This is a genomic window from Cellvibrio sp. (assembly GCF_053579595.1).
Genome location: NZ_JBRFPI010000029.1, coordinates 1 through 20179, shown reverse-complemented (window position 1 = coordinate 20179; position 20179 = coordinate 1). Strand labels below are relative to the sequence as shown.

The 20179-nt window shown below is 49.1% G+C and carries 21 protein-coding genes; 4 read left to right on the top strand and 17 right to left on the bottom strand.

The window, feature by feature from the left end:
- From tolB to ACWA6V_RS03235, 15 genes are all read right to left on the bottom strand, one after another.
- Positions 1–1166: Tol-Pal system beta propeller repeat protein TolB (gene tolB, locus ACWA6V_RS03305; RefSeq protein WP_449521162.1), on the bottom strand; the 1166-nt coding region annotated here is incomplete at its 3' end.
- Positions 1163–2005 (bottom strand): cell envelope integrity protein TolA, encoded by an 843-nt coding sequence (tolA, locus tag ACWA6V_RS03300; RefSeq protein WP_449521161.1) that lies wholly within the window; start codon positions 2003–2005, stop codon positions 1163–1165. The genes tolA and tolB, both read right to left, overlap by 4 nt.
- Positions 2006–2012: 7 nt before the next feature.
- Positions 2013–2441, bottom strand: a complete 429-nt coding sequence (gene tolR, locus ACWA6V_RS03295; RefSeq protein WP_310075767.1) for a protein TolR — start codon at positions 2439–2441, stop codon at positions 2013–2015.
- A 36-nt stretch (positions 2442–2477) separates the two neighbouring features.
- Positions 2478–3164: a protein TolQ gene (tolQ, locus tag ACWA6V_RS03290; protein ID WP_449521160.1), complete on the bottom strand. Its 687-nt coding sequence runs from the start codon at positions 3162–3164 to the stop codon at positions 2478–2480.
- Positions 3165–3172: 8 nt separating this feature from the next.
- Positions 3173–3595 (bottom strand): tol-pal system-associated acyl-CoA thioesterase, encoded by a 423-nt coding sequence (gene ybgC, locus ACWA6V_RS03285; RefSeq protein ID WP_449521159.1) that lies wholly within the window; start codon positions 3593–3595, stop codon positions 3173–3175.
- A gap of 7 nt (positions 3596–3602) precedes the next feature.
- The gene (gene ruvB / locus ACWA6V_RS03280; RefSeq protein ID WP_449521158.1) at positions 3603–4628 is read right to left on the bottom strand and encodes a Holliday junction branch migration DNA helicase RuvB; all 1026 of its coding nucleotides are present in this window, start codon (positions 4626–4628) and stop codon (positions 3603–3605) included.
- A 55-nt stretch (positions 4629–4683) separates the two neighbouring features.
- Positions 4684–5298 (bottom strand): Holliday junction branch migration protein RuvA, encoded by a 615-nt coding sequence (gene ruvA, locus ACWA6V_RS03275; protein ID WP_449521157.1) that lies wholly within the window; start codon positions 5296–5298, stop codon positions 4684–4686.
- Between the two features lie 35 nt (positions 5299–5333).
- A complete protein-coding gene (gene ruvC, locus ACWA6V_RS03270; protein WP_331353162.1) occupies positions 5334–5858 on the bottom strand; it encodes a crossover junction endodeoxyribonuclease RuvC in 525 nt (174 codons plus the stop codon).
- A gap of 114 nt (positions 5859–5972) precedes the next feature.
- Complete coding sequence (locus ACWA6V_RS03265) at positions 5973–6590, bottom strand: helix-turn-helix domain-containing protein (protein WP_449521156.1); 618 nt, start codon at positions 6588–6590, stop codon at positions 5973–5975.
- Between the two features lie 106 nt (positions 6591–6696).
- A complete protein-coding gene (locus ACWA6V_RS03260) occupies positions 6697–7440 on the bottom strand; it encodes a YebC/PmpR family DNA-binding transcriptional regulator (protein WP_449521155.1) in 744 nt (247 codons plus the stop codon).
- 82 nt (positions 7441–7522) lie between these two features.
- Positions 7523–9328, bottom strand: coding sequence for an aspartate--tRNA ligase (aspS, locus tag ACWA6V_RS03255; protein WP_449521154.1), 1806 nt, complete (start codon positions 9326–9328; stop codon positions 7523–7525).
- Positions 9329–9405: 77 nt separating this feature from the next.
- A complete protein-coding gene (locus tag ACWA6V_RS03250) occupies positions 9406–9660 on the bottom strand; it encodes an FmdB family zinc ribbon protein (RefSeq protein ID WP_310075782.1) in 255 nt (84 codons plus the stop codon).
- A 163-nt stretch (positions 9661–9823) separates the two neighbouring features.
- On the bottom strand, positions 9824–10516 hold the full coding sequence (gene mtgA / locus ACWA6V_RS03245; RefSeq protein ID WP_449521153.1) for a monofunctional biosynthetic peptidoglycan transglycosylase: 693 nt from the start codon (positions 10514–10516) through the stop codon (positions 9824–9826).
- A 7-nt stretch (positions 10517–10523) separates the two neighbouring features.
- On the bottom strand, positions 10524–11009 hold the full coding sequence (locus ACWA6V_RS03240; RefSeq protein ID WP_449521152.1) for a DUF4124 domain-containing protein: 486 nt from the start codon (positions 11007–11009) through the stop codon (positions 10524–10526).
- Between the two features lie 29 nt (positions 11010–11038).
- The gene (locus ACWA6V_RS03235) at positions 11039–11347 is read right to left on the bottom strand and encodes a Rieske (2Fe-2S) protein (protein ID WP_449521151.1); all 309 of its coding nucleotides are present in this window, start codon (positions 11345–11347) and stop codon (positions 11039–11041) included.
- 221 nt (positions 11348–11568) lie between these two features.
- Between ACWA6V_RS03235 and ACWA6V_RS03230 the strand changes: the two genes are divergently transcribed.
- Positions 11569–12903, top strand: a complete 1335-nt coding sequence (locus tag ACWA6V_RS03230) for a flavohemoglobin expression-modulating QEGLA motif protein (protein WP_449521150.1) — start codon at positions 11569–11571, stop codon at positions 12901–12903.
- A gap of 15 nt (positions 12904–12918) precedes the next feature.
- Complete coding sequence (locus ACWA6V_RS03225) at positions 12919–13314, top strand: hypothetical protein (RefSeq protein ID WP_449521149.1); 396 nt, start codon at positions 12919–12921, stop codon at positions 13312–13314.
- 17 nt (positions 13315–13331) lie between these two features.
- Here ACWA6V_RS03225 and ACWA6V_RS03220 read toward each other — a convergent pair whose 3' ends face one another.
- Positions 13332–13715, bottom strand: coding sequence for a hypothetical protein (locus tag ACWA6V_RS03220; RefSeq protein WP_449521148.1), 384 nt, complete (start codon positions 13713–13715; stop codon positions 13332–13334).
- 432 nt (positions 13716–14147) lie between these two features.
- Between ACWA6V_RS03220 and ACWA6V_RS03215 the strand changes: the two genes are divergently transcribed.
- Together ACWA6V_RS03215 and ACWA6V_RS03210 are read left to right on the top strand one after the other, a co-directional pair.
- Positions 14148–16079 carry a di-heme-cytochrome C peroxidase gene (locus ACWA6V_RS03215; RefSeq protein ID WP_449521147.1) on the top strand — a complete coding sequence of 644 codons (1932 nt, stop codon included), beginning with the start codon at positions 14148–14150 and terminating at the stop codon, positions 16077–16079.
- Between the two features lie 291 nt (positions 16080–16370).
- Positions 16371–18692, top strand: coding sequence for an FG-GAP repeat protein (locus ACWA6V_RS03210; protein ID WP_449521146.1), 2322 nt, complete (start codon positions 16371–16373; stop codon positions 18690–18692).
- A 109-nt stretch (positions 18693–18801) separates the two neighbouring features.
- On the opposite strand, the gene tilS is transcribed toward ACWA6V_RS03210, so the two are convergent.
- Entirely contained in the window at positions 18802–20067 is a 1266-nt protein-coding gene (gene tilS / locus ACWA6V_RS03205) for a tRNA lysidine(34) synthetase TilS (protein ID WP_449521145.1), read from the bottom strand.
- Between the last annotated feature and the right edge of the window lie 112 nt (positions 20068–20179).

Genomic DNA, 20179 nt, shown 5'->3' with positions numbered 1-20179 from the left:
CGAGTCGCATACATCAGCATAGCGCCATTGGGCGCTATAGTAGGCGATTCATCCAAATTTGTCTCGGACAAAATGCGTAAATTGCCAGATTTTATATCTTGAGCGGCGATATGATGGCTTGTACCCGGACGCTTATTCAACATAACCAGACTTTTACCGTCGGGAGATACGCGCGCGCGCGCATTGTAGTCACCATCAAACGTTACGCGCTCCTGCTGCATGCTTGCAAGATGCACCTGATAAATTTGCGGCTTTCCGCCACGATCCGAGGTAAAAAACAAAGAGGCACCATCAGCAGCCCATGAAGGCTCATGATCAATCGCAAAATGATTTGTTACGCGGGTTAATTGCCGCGTCAACACATTCATCACATAAATGTCAGGATTGCCGTCTTTTGATAAAGCCATTGCTAACTTCTGACCATCGGGCGACCAAGCAGGTGCACCATTCAAACCGCGGAAGTTAGTCATCTGCTGGCGTCTGCCGGTTGCTATATCCTGAATATAAATAGCAGGCTTGTTATCTACCTCAAAGGATACGTAGGCAACACGTTGACCATTGGGTGACCACACAGGCGACAGCACAGGATAACGCGACTCCAACAGCATACGCGGGCGGAAACCATCGATATCTGACAACATCAAACGGTATTTTTGCGGTTTCTTAAAAGCTTCAACATAAATCAGCTTGGTAGAAAAGATGCCGCGAATTCCCGTAATGGTTTCATACACTTTATCACTAATATGGTGTGCCATGTCGCGCAATTGGGCTTCTGTCCCATCAACGGTCAATTTAGCGAACACGCGTTTTTGTTGGACAACATCAAACAACTCATAACTCGCATAGTAACGGCCAGCTTGCTGAGTGATCGAGCCAATTAATAAATATTCCGAGCCCAGCGCTTTCCAATCGCGATAATGCACTTCCGCCTCGGTACGAGGAAAAGCCAACATACGCTCCGGGTCAGTCGCTTCAAACTGGCCGGAAAACTCCAAATCATTGCCCACAATTTTGCCGATATCTTCTGGCAAGCGACCACCTGTCCAGGCAAAAGGCACAACTGCAATTTTGGTAGGGTTATCAACGCCCTTGGTGACGAAGACAATATTCTGGGCGCTTGCAGAAATCGCAACCACAAACAGAAATGCACTGATTATGTATCTCACTGACGTAAATCCTCTGGATTAAAGGCAAATTGGAAATGACGGAAATTTCTCTCAAAGACGTCTATAGGCACATCTTTGATTTCAACGAATCGTTCTACTTTTTTGATCGCCTGCTCTGCCGCATTATCAAACGCGGAATTGCCACTGCTTTTTGCAAGCTGAACACCAATAACCTGGCCATTAGGGAGCATGTCTATATTAAACACGGCAACCATACCTGCACGCGCAGACGGGGGGCGACTCCAGTTTTGCGCAACACGCTCTGATAATAATTCGTTGTAACTTTTAACATTGGCATCGTCATTAGAATCAGCAATATGCTTTTCCTCTTCTTGACGCGCAGCCTGTATACGACGCTGCTCCTCTTGGGCCTCTTGTTCTCGCTTAGTCTTTTTTAAAGCCTCTGCCTTGCGCTGCGCCTCTTCTTCCGCCTTTTTCTTTTTTGCGGCTTCTGCTTGTGCTGCTTTGGCTTTAGCTACTTTTGCCTGTTCATCCTTAATTTTTTGCTGCTTCTGTTTTTCCACCTCAGCAGCTTTAGCTTGCTGCTCTTTTTGGCTTTGCACTAATGCTTCTGCTTCTTTGCGGCGCTGTTCATCTTGCTTTTTGTTGTTTTTTAAATCTTCGTAAGCTTTTGAATCCAATATTTGCTCTTTGGTATGCTGGGGCGCTGCTTTGGCCTTAGGTTTAAGGTCAACCAGAGTAGCTGTCACATAATGCGGCTTATAAGGTTCTTCCTTCGATTTAAGGAAATCCCAATTACCTAAAAACAGAACCAACAATGTACCGTGTAGAAAAACACTCAGGAATGTTGGCAGTGAAAACGATTTTTCCAACTTCATAAAAAACCTAGCGCGGTGGCTCCGTAATCAAGCCAACAGAGGGAGCTCCTGCCAGTTTTAATTCACCCATCAAGTTGACAATAACACCATACTCAACTTTTTTGTCCCCTTGGACAAACACCAGAGTATTCGGTTTTTCTGCCAGAACCTTACTGACAATGGATTTAATCTCTGCTAGCGGGCGCGGTTTTTCAGGATCTCCCGCCAAGTCAATATAAAAACCACCATCGGCTTTAACCGAGACAGTGATAGGTTCATCCTCTTTGCTTTCAACCGGTTCTGATGCAGCTTGCGGTAATTCAACTTTAATACCTTGAGTCATCATGGGTGCTGCAATCATAAACACGATTAACAGCACCAGCATAACGTCAATCAGCGGAACCACATTGATTTCCGCTTTGAGTTTCTTTTTGATCGGTGGCCCAAATCCAGACATGTTTTTAACCTGTTTCTTAATAAACGTAAAACAGCGTTATTTGCTGTGAACCTGACGATGCAAAATTGCAGAAAATTCTTCTGCAAAAGTACGGTAGTTACTTAACAAGTTTTCTGCGCGTGCTGAAAACTTGTTATAGGCAAGTACCGCTGGAATAGCGGCAAATAAACCCATCGCGGTTGCGATAAGCGCTTCAGCAATACCTGGTGCAACAGTCGCAAGACTTGGTTGACCGGCGTTTGCGATATTCAGGAATGACACCATGATGCCCCATACTGTACCAAACAAGCCCACATAAGGGCTTACCGAGGCAACACTGGCAAGAAACGGTAAATTTTCTTCCAATTTTTCTTCTTCACGCGCTAACGCAACACGCATTGCACGCATAGAACCTTCCATTACCGCATCAGAATCGGCACCAGCTTGTTGGCGCAGGCGGGTAAATTCTTTGAAGCCAGCACGGAAAATATTTTCGATCCCCTCAACGACTTCATTGCGGCCATTGCCTTGGCGATAGAGTTGGTTGAGATCAATCCCCGACCAGAATTGTTTTTCGAAAAAGCTGAACGCTGCTGAGGCCTTACGCTGATAAATTTCACGCTGGAAAATCATTACCCAGGAGATGACCGACGCCAAAAATAAAATCAGCATGACCATTTGTACTAAAAAGCTGGCCTCCAGGATGAGGTGCAGTATCGACAGGCTTTGCTTGGCTTCTGGCATAGTATTAATTAACTCTTTTCGGTTTGACTGTGGAAAAATTGATCAAGCTGATGATGCATATCAATGGGAAGCGCACTGGGCTTCATGGAAGTGGCATCAACGCAGGCAATACGGATTAGCCCTTCACACAACAGCTCACTACCACGCAGCACCTGCTGCTTAAATTCGACATTGGTGCGCGCCAACTTTTCAATCTGTGCAGTTACTTGCAATTGGTCATCAAGGCGCGCGGAGCGGCGGTAGTTAATTTGCGCTGAATGTACAACCAGCAACAAGCCACCATCCAAAATTGCGGGCTTATGATAGCCCAAACTGCGCAAAAATTCTGTACGGCTGCGCTCCATGTACTTGAGATAATTGACGTAATAGACGATGCCACCGGCATCGGTGTCTTCGATGTAAACCCGTAACGGGATACTAAATGCATGCATAACTGATTTATTCCGCAGAATCCTGTAACCGTTTTGGGATCGGCATACCGAAATACAAATAGGCATTATTGGTTAAAATCCGACCGCGCGGTGTGCGCGCCATAAAGCCTTGCTGTATGAGGTATGGCTCTATGACATCCTCAATAGTTCCGCGATCCTCGCTAATGGCTGCAGCCAAGCTTTCTACACCGACCGGACCGCCATCAAAATTGTTCATCATTGCAGTCAATAACCGGCGATCCATATGATCAAAGCCGCGCTCGTCTACATTGAGCATATTGAGCGCGCTATCGGCCATTTGTGCACTCACAGTACCATCGCCTTTCATCTCGGCGTAATCGCGCACTCGGCGCAATAAACGGTTGGCGATACGCGGCGTGCCGCGCGAGCGTTTGGCGACTTCAGCAGCGCCCTCTATATCCATCTTCACCCCCAAGAGCGCCGATGAGCGCGCCACAATATGGGTGAGATCGGCGACATTATAAAACTCCAGACGCTGAACAATACCAAAACGATCGCGCAAAGGTGATGTCAGTAAACCGGCGCGCGTGGTTGCTCCGACAAGTGTGAACTGCGGTAAATCCAATTTAATCGAGCGCGCTGCCGGGCCTTCGCCGATCATAATATCCAATTGGAAATCTTCCATCGCCGGGTACAGAATCTCTTCCACAACCGGACTCAAGCGGTGAATCTCATCGATAAACAACACATCACCCGGCTCGAGATTGGTGAGAAGCGCAGCCAAATCACCCGCTTTTTCCAACACAGGACCAGAGGTACTTTTGAGCGAGACATTCATTTCGTTGGCAATAATATTGGCAAGCGTTGTTTTGCCCAATCCTGGCGGACCAAATACCAGAGTATGATCGAGCGCCTCGCCGCGTTTTTTTGCCGCACCGATAAAAATTTCCATCTGCTCGCGCACCGCCGGTTGTCCGACGTAATCTGCCAGCGATTTAGGCCGCACAGTGCGATCAAGGTGGTCCTCGCGCTCTTTGGCAGCGGGGGCAATCAGGCGATCTGTTTCAATCATCGTTATTTAACCAGGTTGAAAATTATCCAGCGACAATGTTTATGCCACGCATTGATTATCCAGCAATAGAGCGCAATGCCATACGGATTAGCTCTTCGCTCTTGGCATCCGGCTTTTGTTTGGCCGCGAGCGAAATCATTTTGGCTGCATCTACCGGTTTGTAGCCCAGTGCAATCAAGGCGCTTTCCGCCTCTGCAAACACATCATTGTCAGTAGCGATGCTTTGGATTTCACTGTGCGCGAGCAAATCACTCTGCGGCATATCCCAATTTTTCAAACGGTCGCGCAATTCAATTACCAAACGTTCAGCGGTTTTTTTGCCGATACCAGGGACTTTGGTCAAGGCAGTGATATTGTCATCGCGAACACAACGGGCGATATCATCCGCCTCCATGCCTGACAAAATCGCAATCGCCAATTTGGGGCCAACACCATTGACCTTAATCAACGTACGAAATAACGAGCGGTCGCGTTGTTCCGAAAAACCGAATAGCTGATGCAAGTTTTCTGTGATGGATAAGTGTGTGTGTAGCACCACTTCATGACCAAGCGACGGCAGCCGGTAAAATGTCGTCATAGGTGCCTGCACTTCGTAGCCAACGCCCTGCACATCTAACAGCAAATACGGCGGCTGTTTTTCCAGCAAAATGCCACGCAGACGTCCAATCATAATGAATCTCTTCGCTCGCTCTAGTTGAATCTCTGTTACACAATGCGGCCGCGCCGGAAACTGCTGGAGCCAGCCGCCATACGAATTAAATGATCGCGCGTATTGGCATGGCAGAGCGCAACTGCCAGCGCATCGGCCGCATCTTCTTGCGGTGCCGCCGGTAAACGCAGCAGGGTTTTTACCATATGCTGCACTTGCAGTTTATCCGCAGCACCGTTACCGACAACGGATTGTTTCACCTTGCGCGCTTCATATTCCGATACCGGCACATTCTGCGCTGTCGCCGCCACAATCGCCGCTCCCCGTGCCTGCCCCAGTTTCAATGCGGAGGACGCATTTTTGGCCATAAATACTTGTTCGATCGCCATTTCTTGCGGGCAATATTGCTCAATAATTTGGGTCAAGGAATCGAAAATAACTTTGAGGCGTGCAGGCAACTCGTCCGTATCCTTCATCCGAATAACGCCGCTGGTGATGTATTCCTGCTTGCTGCCGATGACATTGATAATGCCAAAGCCGGTTTTGCGGGAGCCTGGGTCTATGCCGAGAATAAGCGCCATGGTTGTATCTATATACAGTTATATTGGCGGCAGTGTTGCACGTGAATTGGGGTGACGCAAGCGGGATTTACCGTGGAAAAGAGGACAAATCAAAAGCCGGTCTTGGACCGGCGATCAAAAATCTGCCACCAGTTGTAGATTTACCCTCTGTCCATCGGGAAAAGTGACATGCATCGAAGCGGGCTTCTGATCCTCGACTAACATTCCCGGTGATGAAATCAACTGATACTCACCACCAACAAAATTATAAATTTTCGCATTGACCAGCAAATGTTGACCTTGGCGATTGGTGGTGAACAACATCCGAAACTGGTTATCCAATTGCATTTCGCTTTCCTTGCCTATCTCATTCAACAGCATCATGTCTGAATATACACGACCTGATGCTTCAATGGATAAGCTCACCATCACCTGCTCAGCCGCAGCGCTCGACCACCAACCTGCAGCAACCAATACTGAGCCGATTACACCAATCGCACCCCATAATTTATAAGGGCGCGACTTGACAGGAGTTGTTTCCTCGCTCGCAATCGATGCGTCTATTAATACCGCAAGATCAATATTCAATGCCGCCGCCAGTGCACCCGCCGATTCCATTGATGCATCCCCTGTGCGTTCAATCCGCTGCACAGTGCGCATACTTAAATCCGCAACCTCCGCCAAATGGCTTTGCGTCCAGGCACGCAGCTCGCGCTCGCGGCGCAATATTTCTTTATTGATTTTCATATCCATGACACTCACCTCGCTAAGATTAAAAGCCGTCAGATTTAGCTATATCTGGCGTTTTGTATACGACAGCAATACGACACAACGGCGTTTACTCATAGCGAGATCTTAATTAACCCAACTGCTCCATAATTTCTTCGGCGATATCCGCATTGGTATAGACGTTTTGCACATCATCCAAATCTTCGAGCGCGTCAATCAAGGCAAGGATTTTTTCAGCAGCGTCCGTATCAAGATTAACCGTGAGCGAGGGGATCTGGGTGATTTCGGCCGAGACGGGATTCAATCCAGCACTGGCGAGTGCATCTTTTACGCGGAAGAAATCCTCGAAAGCTGTCATTACATCAGCAGAGCCATCATCATTGATAAGCACGTCATCGGCGCCAGCTTCCAGGGCAGCCTCCATCAATGCATCTTCATTAAAACCGGGTTCAAAACTGATTTGACCTTTGCGCGCGAACAAATAGGAAACTGAGCCGCTAGTACCCAGGTTTCCACCTTTTTTGTCAAACGCGTGGCGTACATCACCAGCAGTGCGGTTGCGATTGTCGGTCATACATTCAACGATAAAGGCAACACCATTTACGCCGTAACCTTCGTAGGTCAGTTCTTCGTAGGCATCAGATTCGTTGGTGCCAGCGCCACGGGCAATCGCACGTTCAACGACATCTTTTTTCAAATTGTTGAGATAGGCTTTTTCAACTGCTGCGCGCAAGCGCGGGTTATCAGCGGGATTGGGGCCGCCTTTGGCTGCGACAGTTAACTCTCGAATAATTTTAGTAAAGATTTTTGTACGCTTGGCGTCCTGACGCGCCTTGCGATGTTTCATGTTTGCCCATTTGGAATGTCCGGCCATTGCACAGCTCCAACTTGCAGATTGTTAACGTAGGGGAATAAAAAAGGGCGGGCAATGCCCACCCTTTTCAGATCAACAAAAATTACATGCCGTATTCAGGTGTATCTTCGGCAACCACTGCTTTTTCTTTCTTGCGCAAACGAATATGCAGATCGCGCAATTGCAGCTCGTCTACAGTACCCGGAGCATCAGTCATTACGCAGGCTGCACTTTGGGTTTTCGGGAAAGCGATAACGTCGCGGATTGAGCTTGCACCCACCATCAACATAATCAAGCGATCCAAACCGAACGCCAAGCCACCGTGTGGCGGAGCGCCGTAGGCAAGTGCGTCGAGCAGGAAGCCGAATTTTTCGCGTTGCTCTTCCGGTGAAATTCCGAGGATTTTAAATACGGCTTGTTGCATGGTCGAAGAATGGATACGCACCGAACCACCGCCCAATTCAGTACCGTTAAGTACCAGATCGTATGCGCGGGACAATGCATCACCCGGGCTGGCAACCAGTTCGTCCGGTGTACAGCTTGGTGAAGTGAATGGGTGGTGGATTGACGTCCAGCCACCTTTGTCATCTTCTTCAAACATCGGGAAATCAACAACCCACAGTGGAGCCCACTGCGTGGTGTACAACTCAAGGTCTGCACCCAGTTTGCAGCGCAGGGCGCCCAAGGCTTCGGTTACTACTTTGTGTTTGTCAGCGCCGAAGAAAATCAGGTCACCGTTTTCGGCACCAACGCGATCCAAAATGGCCGCGCGCACTGGCACTGGCAAATTTTTCACGATAGGTGATTGCAAACCTTCTTCCAGATCAGACTTGTCGTTGACCTTGATGTACGCTAAACCTTTAGCACCGTAGATACCAACGAACTTGGTGTAGTCGTCGATTTGTTTACGGGTCAACTTCTCATTACCGCCAGGTACTTTCAATGCAGTAACTCGGGATTTTGGATCGTTGGCCGGACCAGCGAACACCTTGAAATCCACCTCGGTAACCAGGTCTTTGACATCAACCAATTCCAGCGGGATACGCATATCCGGTTTGTCTGAACCGTATTTGGCAATCGCTTCCGAGAACGGCATGTGGTTGATTTCAGCAAATTCTACGCCGAGCAAATCCTTGAACAATTCGCGGAACATACCCTCGGTAATTTCCATAATTTGTTCTTGCGACATGAACGAGGTTTCGATGTCGATTTGGGTAAATTCAGGCTGACGGTCAGCACGCAAGTCTTCGTCGCGGAAGCACTTGGCAATTTGGTAGTAACGGTCGTAACCGGCCACCATCAACAGTTGTTTAAACAGCTGGGGTGATTGCGGCAGCGCAAAGAATTTTCCGTCATGAGTACGTGATGGCACCAGATAATCGCGCGCCCCTTCTGGCGTCGCACGAGTGAGGATTGGAGTCTCAACATCGAGGAAACCATTACGATCCAGATAATTGCGGATCACGCTGGTCACTTTGCTGCGGAAACGCAGGTTTTTCTGCATTTCGGTGCGGCGCAAATCGAGGAAGCGATACTTCAAACGGGTCTCTTCACCCACGTTGGAGTATGAATCCAATGGGAAAGGCATGGTTTCCGCTTCGTTCAAAATGGTCAAAGCGGTGCCGTAAACTTCGATCTCGCCCGTCGACATATTCGGGTTAACGGTTGATGGCGCACGGGCGCGCACTTTCCCGGTCAGCTGCAGCACGTATTCGCCACGCACTTTGTCCGCCAAGGCAAAATTCTCTTTTGCATCCGGATCGAACACCACTTGCACAATACCTTCGCGGTCGCGCAGGTCGATAAAGATCACACCACCGTGATCGCGACGACGATCAACCCATCCGCAGAGGGTCACTTCTTGATCGATAAACGAGGCATTTAAAGCGCCACAGTATTGGCTGCGCATAGCGAGTTCCTGATGTTTTAAGAAAATATTTATAAGAAAGTATGTGTAAATTGTTATCTAACAAACGGCCAGCTTATTTAACTGGCCGTTGTTGTAGCACTTGACGCGCTACTGGACGATCCGGCATCGCCCGCGAGATTCTTTTTCTTGCCCGATTTGAAATCGGTCTCATACCAGCCGCCGCCCGACAAGCGGAAACCCGCAGCTGAAATTTGCTTTTTGAGGCTGGCTTTACCACATGCAGGACAATCCACTAAAGGAGAGTCACTTAACTTTTGTAAAGCCTCCAGCGCATGGTTACAGGATTCACATTGGTATTCGTAAATAGGCATGCAACTACCCCGGATTAACAGATTAACGTCTAAAGGATGCGGACACCCTAAAAGAAGGGTCGCGATTGTATCGTAAAAGCTATGGCGCGAGAACCACGCCTGCAGGATATGGGCACACCGGCCATAATTTAAAGCCGTACTTTCCTAAAAGTGACTGCTTGAATCACGGAATCTGTGAATGGCGCATACGCGCTTGCACCCGCGATGCATGGCGCACAACCCACGCTGGCATGGCTTTTTCGTATTTACGCGGATTGGGCAACATGACCGCCATACGCGCTGCAGCCGATGGACCTATCTGCGAAGCGGGAACCTTGTAGTAATGCCGCGCCGCCGCTTCCGCACCAAAAACACCATTACCCCACTCCACCACATTTAAATACACCTCCAATATGCGACGCTTATCCCAGACCAACTCGATCATCAGCGCCACAACCGCCTCCTCCGCTTTACGAATGTAGGAGCGGGAGGGCGACAAAAACAGGTTTTTAGCAAGCTGCTGGGTGATAGAGGAACCACCGGCGACGGACCTACCTTTGCGCTGGTTCTTTTTCAAAGCCTGCTCGATGCCGCGCAAATCAAATCCCGAGTGCAGCATAAAACGATCATCTTCAGCGGCAACCACAGCACGCTTCAGGTGAGTGGAAATCTGCGCATAGTTTACCCATTGATGTTTGAGTTCAGCCTTGGGATTTTTCTCACGCAGCTCATCCAGTCGGATCGACATAAAACTCGTTTCATCCGGATTCACCCATTTCCACACCAGAATATGGGCGAACAACCACAGCTGGTAGGCCAGCACCAGCAGCAGCAGCCACTTTAGGATTCGTCCGGTAACGCGCCAGAATGTTTTCATCGCGGGGCTAATTTGCCTGCTCTTGTTGCTGCACACGTTGCCTCATTGCCTCGGCCGCCGCGCGCGCTTTATCGAGGGCAGATTCCTGAGCGCCCGCCTCAGTAGCAGCGCCTTGTTGATCTATGACAGAGACTGTTTCTTCTGGAGCAGAGATAACATTGCGCGTATCGACTTCAATTTGCTCGGCATCACTGACGGCGGGTCTATCACCAAAATGGACTTGGCCGTTAGCGTCCGTCCATTTATACACTTTGGTCGGCGCGACTGGTTCAGGTTCAGACACTTTATCCGATACATTTTTCACAGCTTGTTTGGCATCTGCGGCCAACTGGTCAGGTGAAAACAACTCCCGTAAATCGACCAGCCAATCATTACCCATGCGCTCACGCATATCGCGCAGGGGCATCTGCCCGGTTTTGAGATAGATCAGGTAGTTGCCAATGAAAAATACCAACATCAGTACAACGACGGTTTTAAATAACAGACGAAACATAAAACTCCTTTATCGAGCAATCCAATTATTTAACGAAGATCAACACCAATATTGCTGCCTTCATAAATCAGCGGTAAAAATTGCAGCGAGTTTGCACAGACAGTGCTGCGCGAACGGCCAGTGGCTAAATCAAACTCTATGCCGTGCATCGGGCAGCGCAGAGCATTATCGCTGCAAGTTGCATGTGTTAGCGGTGCGCCAGCGTGTGGACACTGGTTTTTGATCAAACAGGTTTTGCCATTTTCGTGCAGCAAGAGTAAATCCTGACCGGCAAGTTTGACTGGCTTGCGATAACCATCGTAAAGCTGGTGTAATTTTTCCAGAGCGACAAACGGCATAAAACATCCTCAATGCGCACAACTGATCGGGCGGCGCCCATTCTGGCGATTTATCCAGCAAGACGCCAGCGCTGCAGACTTATCCGACAAAATCTGGCCACAAATGCAATGCAACCAGATAGAATGGAGCCATCTGGCCATATGAGTATTTGGCACTCTTTATGCCTAGATATTTCAAGCTATTCGGTAAGTTCTTGCACCTTTGATGCGGCAGCCTTGTCATGACCGATCCACTCTACCTGGAACGTTTAAAGCAGTTATCGACGCGCTTGGTATCCCTGCAAAAACCCATTCGCATTCTCGATGCCATCAAATGGCCGCAGGGAATTGAGCAGCGTTTTCGCGAGCAACAAGGTAGAGAGTTACCAGCATTGGGGGCTGATTTTTATCAGCAACAAAAACTAGGGTTTGAGCCAGATACGGTTAGCCAATTATTAAAAGAATTAAAAAGTGATGTGCGCCGCCAATTGGGGCGCGACGATGCGCTGGGTAAAATCCTGCAGGCGACCATCGACCAGTACCAAATCGTAATTGAATTATTGCGCCATCGCGGCACCGACCAGTTTGGCCATTTCAGTCGTCAACTCTATGGTTCAGCGAGCGATAATTTGCGCGGTGATCGCAAAACCCTGCGCCAGATGGGCGAACGCTTGTGTCATATTTTTTCGCTGCCGGCGGTGGAGCATTTAAATCGCCCCTATACCAATCACATCAGCTCGGAAGAAGCGGTCACTATTTTACGCGCGCGCATGACAGATTATTTCGGTGCAGGTGAAGTGCGGGTACAGATCAGCGACGATATTGTGTCGGACGCCTCTGCCGGAGGCGACTGCATTAAAGTCAATCGCCGCGCCTCGTTTTCCGAACTGGATTTGCAGGTGTTGGAAGTTCATGAAGGCTGGGTGCATATAGGCACAACGCTAAATGGCCGCGAGCAGCCTTGGGCAACCTGGTTGAGCGTCGGGTCGCCGCGCATCACCGCGATTCAGGAAGGTATGGCCGTATTATTAGAGACACTGACCTTCAGTTCTTTTCCGCAGCGCGCACGGCGCATTAGCGACCGGGTTGTCGCGGTGGATTTAGCAGAACAAGGCGCGGATTTTTGTCAGGTGTATCGCCACTTTTTAGATCGCGGCGTGAGTGAGCACGACAGCTATCGCGTCACCCAACGTGTTTTTCGAGGAGGAACACTGACGGGTGGCTCAGTGTTCACCAAAGATATTTCGTACGTAAAAGGATTTGTCGAAAATGTAAATTTTATTCGCAGTGCAATTCAATCCGGCGTACCGGAAATTATTCCCATGCTGTTTGTGGGCAAGGTAACGCTGGATGATTTGCCACTGCTCTACGAGCGTCATTTGGAGGGTGTAATTGCCGCACCTAAATATCTGCCGCCCATGTTTAAAAATTTAAATGGTTTATATGTGTGGTTTGGTTTTTCGAGCGGAATGTCAGTGATGAATATCGCGCGCGTACAGCAGCATTTCAGCAAGCTGTTCGATAGAATGCCAACCCCTGCACCCCAAGCTGCTGACACAGATGCCGAAATTGATTGAGTTTGATTGTAAATTATGACGTATTACAAAGTTGTACTCTCAGGTGAGAATATTTTTTTTGAAAACGCGAGCCGCATGGATAGCGATGCGCCGGAGCCGGTTATTGGTTTTATTGCGTGCAAGCTAATAAAAACTGACAGTGAAGAATTAGCGGTTGCTATCGCCAAGCGGGATCTGTTGGTACATTGGAACCACAGTTTTAATTCAGACCGAAAATTGGGCATGCCCAAGTTGGCAGTGGAATATATCGGCGAAGTGCGCGGCTGGTTTAAACCCAAAAGCACCAATGATTATTACTGGTTTACCGATAACGACCACAAACAAACCCAACTGGACAAATTCACTCAGCCGCCGCACAAGTGGTTTTGGCGCAATGCAAAGCAAAAATCTGCACAACAAACTGAAGAGTGAAATAACGACAAATAAAATCAGGCTGTCGCAGCAACCACTTGGGCAGGATCAATCAGCTGCAAGAGTGTTGCGCGCAGACCAGGAGAATTGATTTCTTCACTGCGCGCCGAGAGCGGCGAATTGCCTACCCACTCAAAACGCCAGCGCAACAAATGTGTTGCACCATCCACTTCGCGTACCTCAACCAACTCAAAGCGGCGCGCATCCAGTGCAAATTTTTCGCGCAACTGGAAAGCAAAGGGTTCTGCATTTTTGCCGACAAAACTGGAGGCTTGCTGGGTGGGTGCGGCCACGAATACGTAATCGCGCCCCTGATATTGCAAGTGACAGACGCCGAGACGGACTTCTTGCCCGAGACGATTGTTTAACGGAGTATCCACAAATATAGGATTCATCAACATACAAGGTTCCGCTGCGCTTTTTATTGTTGAGCTGATGCCCGATTGCTACATCACTCACTGGTTGATTTTTCGCCACCCGGTTCCGAAATAAAGTCCCTCTGCTGCGGCGAGGCGGCAGTCTACGCACAATTTATGACAGTTCAAGCAAAAGCTATTATTCATACAACGGCGATAGAATCAGGAATAACTTTGTTACTTAATTGCCATACGACGGAAACATCAGTGACAAATCCTCCGGTTTGCTATGTATCTACGCAAAGGCAATCTGCTAAAGTTAATTACTAAGGCTGTAAGCAATCTGAATAGTTCCTTAATTCGTCTTGCTCACAGCAAATTATTTTTGCTTATTTTTTAGCCGAATATTTTTCCAGCAACACTTGCCAGCCCCAATCACAATCGCACCACAGCCCTACAGATCAGAAAGGAATAATCATGACACCAACGCGCCTGCGCACTGCATTACGCTCACTATCCTCCTGTGCACCCCTTATAGTTCTCATCACCATTTCAGGTTGTACTTATGTTTCCCAAGGTGTGCTGGTAGACAGCGATCGCCACGCAAAAGTGGCCGAACACGATAGCTTTGGCGATAGCGCCGAGCGAGTGGTTTACCCGGAGCAAAACTGGAGTGGCGCAGATAGCTTGTGGTTTTACAATGTAACGCAAGGCTCCAACCTGCTCCCCTACGAACTTTTTTTACATCTCGAAACCGCCGATAGCGAGTTGCTGTTCCGCAGCGACGAAAACATGAATCGCCTGCGTTACCTGCCGCAAAAAGAGAGTTTTGCAAACCCGGACGGTCTACCTGTAGGCTGGGTTAAAGATGAGCATAAAGGTCAAGAGTTTATTGGTTTTACCTGCGCGGCCTGCCATACCAGCCAAATCAATTATCAAGGTGTCGCCATCCGCATCGATGGCGGTGCAACACTCGCGGATATGGAGCAGATGCTGAAAAGCCTGGCAATGGCGCTACAGGCTAGCCTTGAGCAGCCAGAAAAATTTGATCGCCTCGCACAAAAAGTCCTTAAAGCAAAATACCCGGATGAGAAAGAAGCCTTCCGCGTACAACTTGCGGAGGCGGCACAGCAAATCGCCAGCTACAACCAAATTAACGACCCACTCCATGGCGACCAATCTGTCGCTTACGGTTATGGCCGGCTGGATGCGTTTGGCCGCATCTACAACCGCGTGCTCGCCCATCTCACGCCCAAAGAACCTAACTTTAATCCTGCCTGCGCACCTGTGAGCTATCCCTACTTGTGGGACACTCCGCAGCACGATTTTGTACAGTGGAACGGCGTGGGCGATAACGAGCTGGCAGGCCCACTGGGGCGCAATACAGGCGAAGCACTTGGTGTGTTTGCGCAATTTGACCTGAATAAAAAGAAAGGGGATATCGGCTATCGTTCATCGGTGGCGGTACGCAACCTGACCCGAATGGAGCGCCATCTGGAGAGTCTCTGGTCACCGAGCTGGGAAGAGTTGGCGAAACAAAATGTATTGCCACCAATTAATCAGGCACTCGCCGAGCAAGGGCAGCAGGTGTTTATTGAGTACCAATGTCATACCTGCCATGAAGCCATCGACCGTACTGACCCCAAGCGCCGCATTATTTCGCAGTTTGCGAGTTTGCAAACTATAGGCACCGATCCTTATATGGCGATGAATGCACTCAAATACAGTGGCAAGATGGGCTACTTCGAGGGCGGACGAATCAATCCATTTAAGCCCGAGCCGCGCTTTCAACCGTCAGGAGCCGTATTACCAGCCTTGAGTGGCGCAGTGGAGGGTGTACTGGTCGAACCCGATCACGACAAGCTGTTTATCCGCCGCTGGGCGGAAAAACTCTACGATTTGATCGCCTCTATTTCCGATAACCCCATCAAAAAGACCGAACGCCATCTGGATTTTGAGGTGGTCAATAAAAATAATCCAGCCACTCTCGTTGCCTACAAAGCGCGCCCACTCAATGGTATCTGGGCAACAGCGCCCTATCTACACAACGGCTCGGTGCCCAGTTTGTATGAGCTGTTTATGCCAAGCTGTAGCGATGCGGAAGTTGCCAGCGGTAAAACCTGTCGCCCCAATCGCTTCACGGTGGGCGCGCGCGAGCTGGATGCCGTCAATGTCGGCGTGGTGCAGCGCGACCCTGAGCAATATCCGGGGTTGTTTGTGTTTGATACCAGCCTGCCCAGCAACTCTAATAAGGGGCATGAATACGCAGCCGGTGTTACTCCCGTGTTTGTTCTGGATGCAAAAGGTCGCCCTGTAAAGGATGCGCAGGGCAAACCCAAAATGCAGACCTTGCAGCCCATCAGTAATCATCAGCGACTGGCCTTGGTGGAGTATTTAAAGACACTTTAAAACCCGCACACCCCATCGCCCCTATAAATGTGGGCGATGGGGTGCCCGGCAAACAACGCCAGCCTTCACAATTGCTCACAACTTCTTTCACTTAATTCCACTAAATTATCTGCTCCGATCAAAATCACTGAACCAATACTCTGCTTTGACGGTCTTTAGGCCACCTCACTATGAGCGAGAACAAAACAACCGAACCTCGTCTGTGCCCGAATAATGCTGGCGATTTGATTGACACCAAGCGCCGCGACACACAGAATCACCGACCAGTTTTAAACCTCAGGAACCTGCTGAATGAATATTGATCGTTTCTCACCGCTGCTAATGCGCACCTCCCTGCTTCTTTCACTGATGGCAGGCTCTTTTTTACTCGCCGCCTGCGGCGGTGGCAGCGATAAAAAATCCTCGGCAAGCTCCTCATCTATCAGCAGTTCGTCTTTGCGCAGTAGTTTCAGTGCAGCGTCTATTCCAGCCAATGGCTCCGGCATCTGGCCAAGCGTAAAAGTAGAAGCGCAAAACCCTAAAGTACTCACCTTCCAGTGGAGTGCTGTTGAAGGTGCAACCTCCTATAAGCTTTTTAAACGTGATGCAGCAACTGGAGGTGTAACGCAAATTGGCGGCGACCTGACCAGCACCCAGGCAACCGATGAGATAGGCGTACATGTACACGATTGGGTCAACAACTATTACTACGTTGATGCCTGTAATGCCTCTGGCTGCGAAAGATCCAGTTTGGCCTTTACCGCTACAGAAATGATCAAAGCGATTGGTTACGTCAAAGCATCCAATACCGAAGCCAATGATTTCTTCGGCTGGAGTATTGCATTGTCTGCTGACGGTATGACTCTCGCCGTGGGCGCCCCTTCCGAAGATAGCAAGGCAATTGGCGTCAACGGTTCACAAGCAGACAATGACAGCACCAACGCCGGCGCGGTGTATATATTCATTAAAGAGAACGGTGTTTGGAAACAACAGGCTTATTTGAAAGCATCCAACACTGAACAACCTAATATAAATACTTCCCGCGTACTGCCAAATGATCGATTTGGTTACAAGGTTGCGCTGTCTGATGACGGTAATACCTTGGCAGTAACCGCATTGCTTGAAGACAGTCCCTCTGACGGCATCAACTGCAATCAAAACAACTATGAGGTCACCAGTTATGCCTCATCGTCTGACCCGTCAGATGATTTGATTAAAGCCCAAAATTACGATGTGGGCGCTGTCTACATATTTACCCGCACAAATAATGACTGGAACCAAGACGCCTATGTAAAGACGGTATTCTCACCAATATATCCGTTCAGCAACCCTTTTGTTGCGTTGCGCTTTGGCGAAACTATCGCACTGTCAGGTGACGGCAAAACGCTCGCCGTTGGTGCTACCAGCGATTACATTACCAGAAGTGGCGTGGTTAATTTTTCCAGCGCCTCATCAGTCAGGGAATGTCTTGAGTTTTATCCTTCTAGTAGTTCTTCAAACAGTAATTCGAGCTCCAAGTCTTCATCCAGTGTTAGCAGTTCTTCGTCTACCACCAGCAGCAATAGCTCGGCTACCAGCAGCTACAAGGGAGGCAGTGGCTCAGGTGCGGTTTATCTGTTCCGTCTATCCGAAAATGGTTGGAAGGAAGATGCACATATCAAGGCTTCGAATGCTCAGGAGAGCGATGCATTTGGCACCAGCATTGCCCTCTCGACCGACGGCAGTACTATGGCGGTCGGCGCCATAGGTGAAGATAGTAATGCCCAAGGTGTGAATGGCGATCAGTCCAGTAATACCTGTTATTACTTCAAGGATTCAGCTTACGTAATCGAACCGGAATGCAAAGAGGCCCTTAAGAATGCTGTGCGTGGATATATTAATAATGGCGCGACCTATGTGTTCAAGCGTGCAGAAGATATCTGGACCCAAGAAGCCTACCTGAAACCCGGCAGCACATTCATCACTACACTATTTGGTAGCAGTGTTGATTTGTCGGGCGATGGTAATACCTTGGTAGTTGGAGCACCCGGTGATGCTAGCAATGCAACCGCGGTTAATGGTGATGCAACACAAAACATCGACTACGCCAATACCGGCGCTGCCTATATCTACAACAAATCAGGAACAACCTGGCAGCAAGAAGCAGTTATCAAACCTTCTACGTTGACCAAACACTCAGGTGTTGCATTAGTTAGTAACGGTAACGGAACCTACAGCATTCAAATTAATGATGGAGGCCAGTTCGGTGGCGATGTCAGCCTTTCACAAGACGGCAACATACTGGCAGTGGGCTCTTTCCGCGAATCCAGCAATGCCAAAGGCATCAATGGCGATGAAGGGGATACCAGTGCCGCGCGTGCCGGTGCGGTGTTTGTATTCACCCGCAACAACACTGTGTGGACCCAAAAAAGCTACGTCAAAGCCAGCAACACCGATACCGATGATCGATTTGGTTTGAATGTAGATTTGTCAGCCGATGGTAAAACAATGGCTGTTGGTGCGCATCGCGAATCTGGCCGCGGTTATGCAGCTGCATCCAGTGGTGCCAGCACTAGCTCAACCGCGAGCAGTAGTGGGGCGTTAGATCAAAACGACAATTCCGCTGAAGCAGCCGGTGCGGTCTATCTGTTCTAACCAATGCAGGTAGTTCTAATCAGCACACACTGATTTAAAAAAATGGGATGCAATTGCATCCCATTTTTTTGCCGCTCGTTTTTATTAGCACACGATTTTTAGCGTCTGGTTATTGCCAGGTTAAGCTGTATCCCGCTTCATTTTCTGCCGCTACAAACTCCGCACAAATCCATAAATCCCCGACTGCCACCAAATTATCACCACTAAATACTAACGGCACTTTGTCGCGCAACCAAGGCTCAAGCTCGTACTCCTGCAACAATTTTTTTAATGTTTGCGAATGCATTCGGTCTGCTGGCTTGCAGCGCTCGCCGCCCTCACGATAGCCGATGCGCATATTCGGCAATCCGGTTTTCAAACGCGGTTTTATATCGCGCTCAACCAACTGCATGTGCAATTCCAATTCCGGCAATTGCAGCGGCAAGGCATATAAACGTTCGCGATAGGTTTGCAACGCAACATTGCCCCAAGCCACACGAGTTTGTGCATCCTCGCGGCCACCAAAAATTTGCTGTTCGATCTGCTGCCAATGCAATTGTTCAGGGGTAGTGTGATTAATCAAGCGCAGCCAGTAACGCAATACATTTTGCTTGCGTGCGGGCGATAACCCCAGCAGCGCATTTAGTTCAATGCTCTGCCCCACACGCTCCACCAAGGGTTCTGCGCGCACCAAATCCTCGCGCGCAATTTCTTCCATCACACTTTCTTGCTGCGCGCACAATTCAGCGGTCTGCTGCCATTTACGTTTAAATTCCGGCCAGCGGCTATGCAACAACGGCATAACTTGATTGCGTAAAAAATTGCGGTCGTAATCGTCATCCAGATTACTTTCATCATCCACCCAGCGGAGTTGATGAGCCCCAGCATAATCTTCCAGTTCTGCACGCGTAAAATGCAACAGCGGCCTTGCCAACAAACCTGCGCCGAGTGCGCGCACCTGTGCAATAGCCGCCAAGCCGCGTGGGCCAGTTCCGCGCATTAAACGCAATAACAGCGTTTCTGCTTGATCGTTGGCGTGATGTGCTGTTAACAGGTAATCATTGGACGCGATATTTTTTTCAAATACCGAATAGCGAAGCGCACGCGCCGCATCTTCAATACCTTTGCCGGTATTTTCCACGCAGACTTTTTCGGCGTGAAAAGGAATTGAGAGCTGCGCACAGAAATCCGCGCACTGTGTTTGCCATGCATCGGCATTGGGTGAAATTTGGTGATTGATATGCAGCGCGCGCAGTTGCACCGGTAAGTGTAATTGCATCAGGGCATGCAATAGCACAGTAGAATCCAGGCCGCCGCTAAACCCTATCCACCAAATAGCAGATGGTGAAGATACGGCAGGCAGATAACTGCGCAATTGTTCAGAGGTAAAAGCCATAACAACAGCTGCCCATAAATAAATCAGTGAATGCACACATTAAAGCGGAAAGCATAACAAATAAAAACCCTGCCTTGCCCCTGCTTCCCAATGAGAGGCAAAATACCACTCT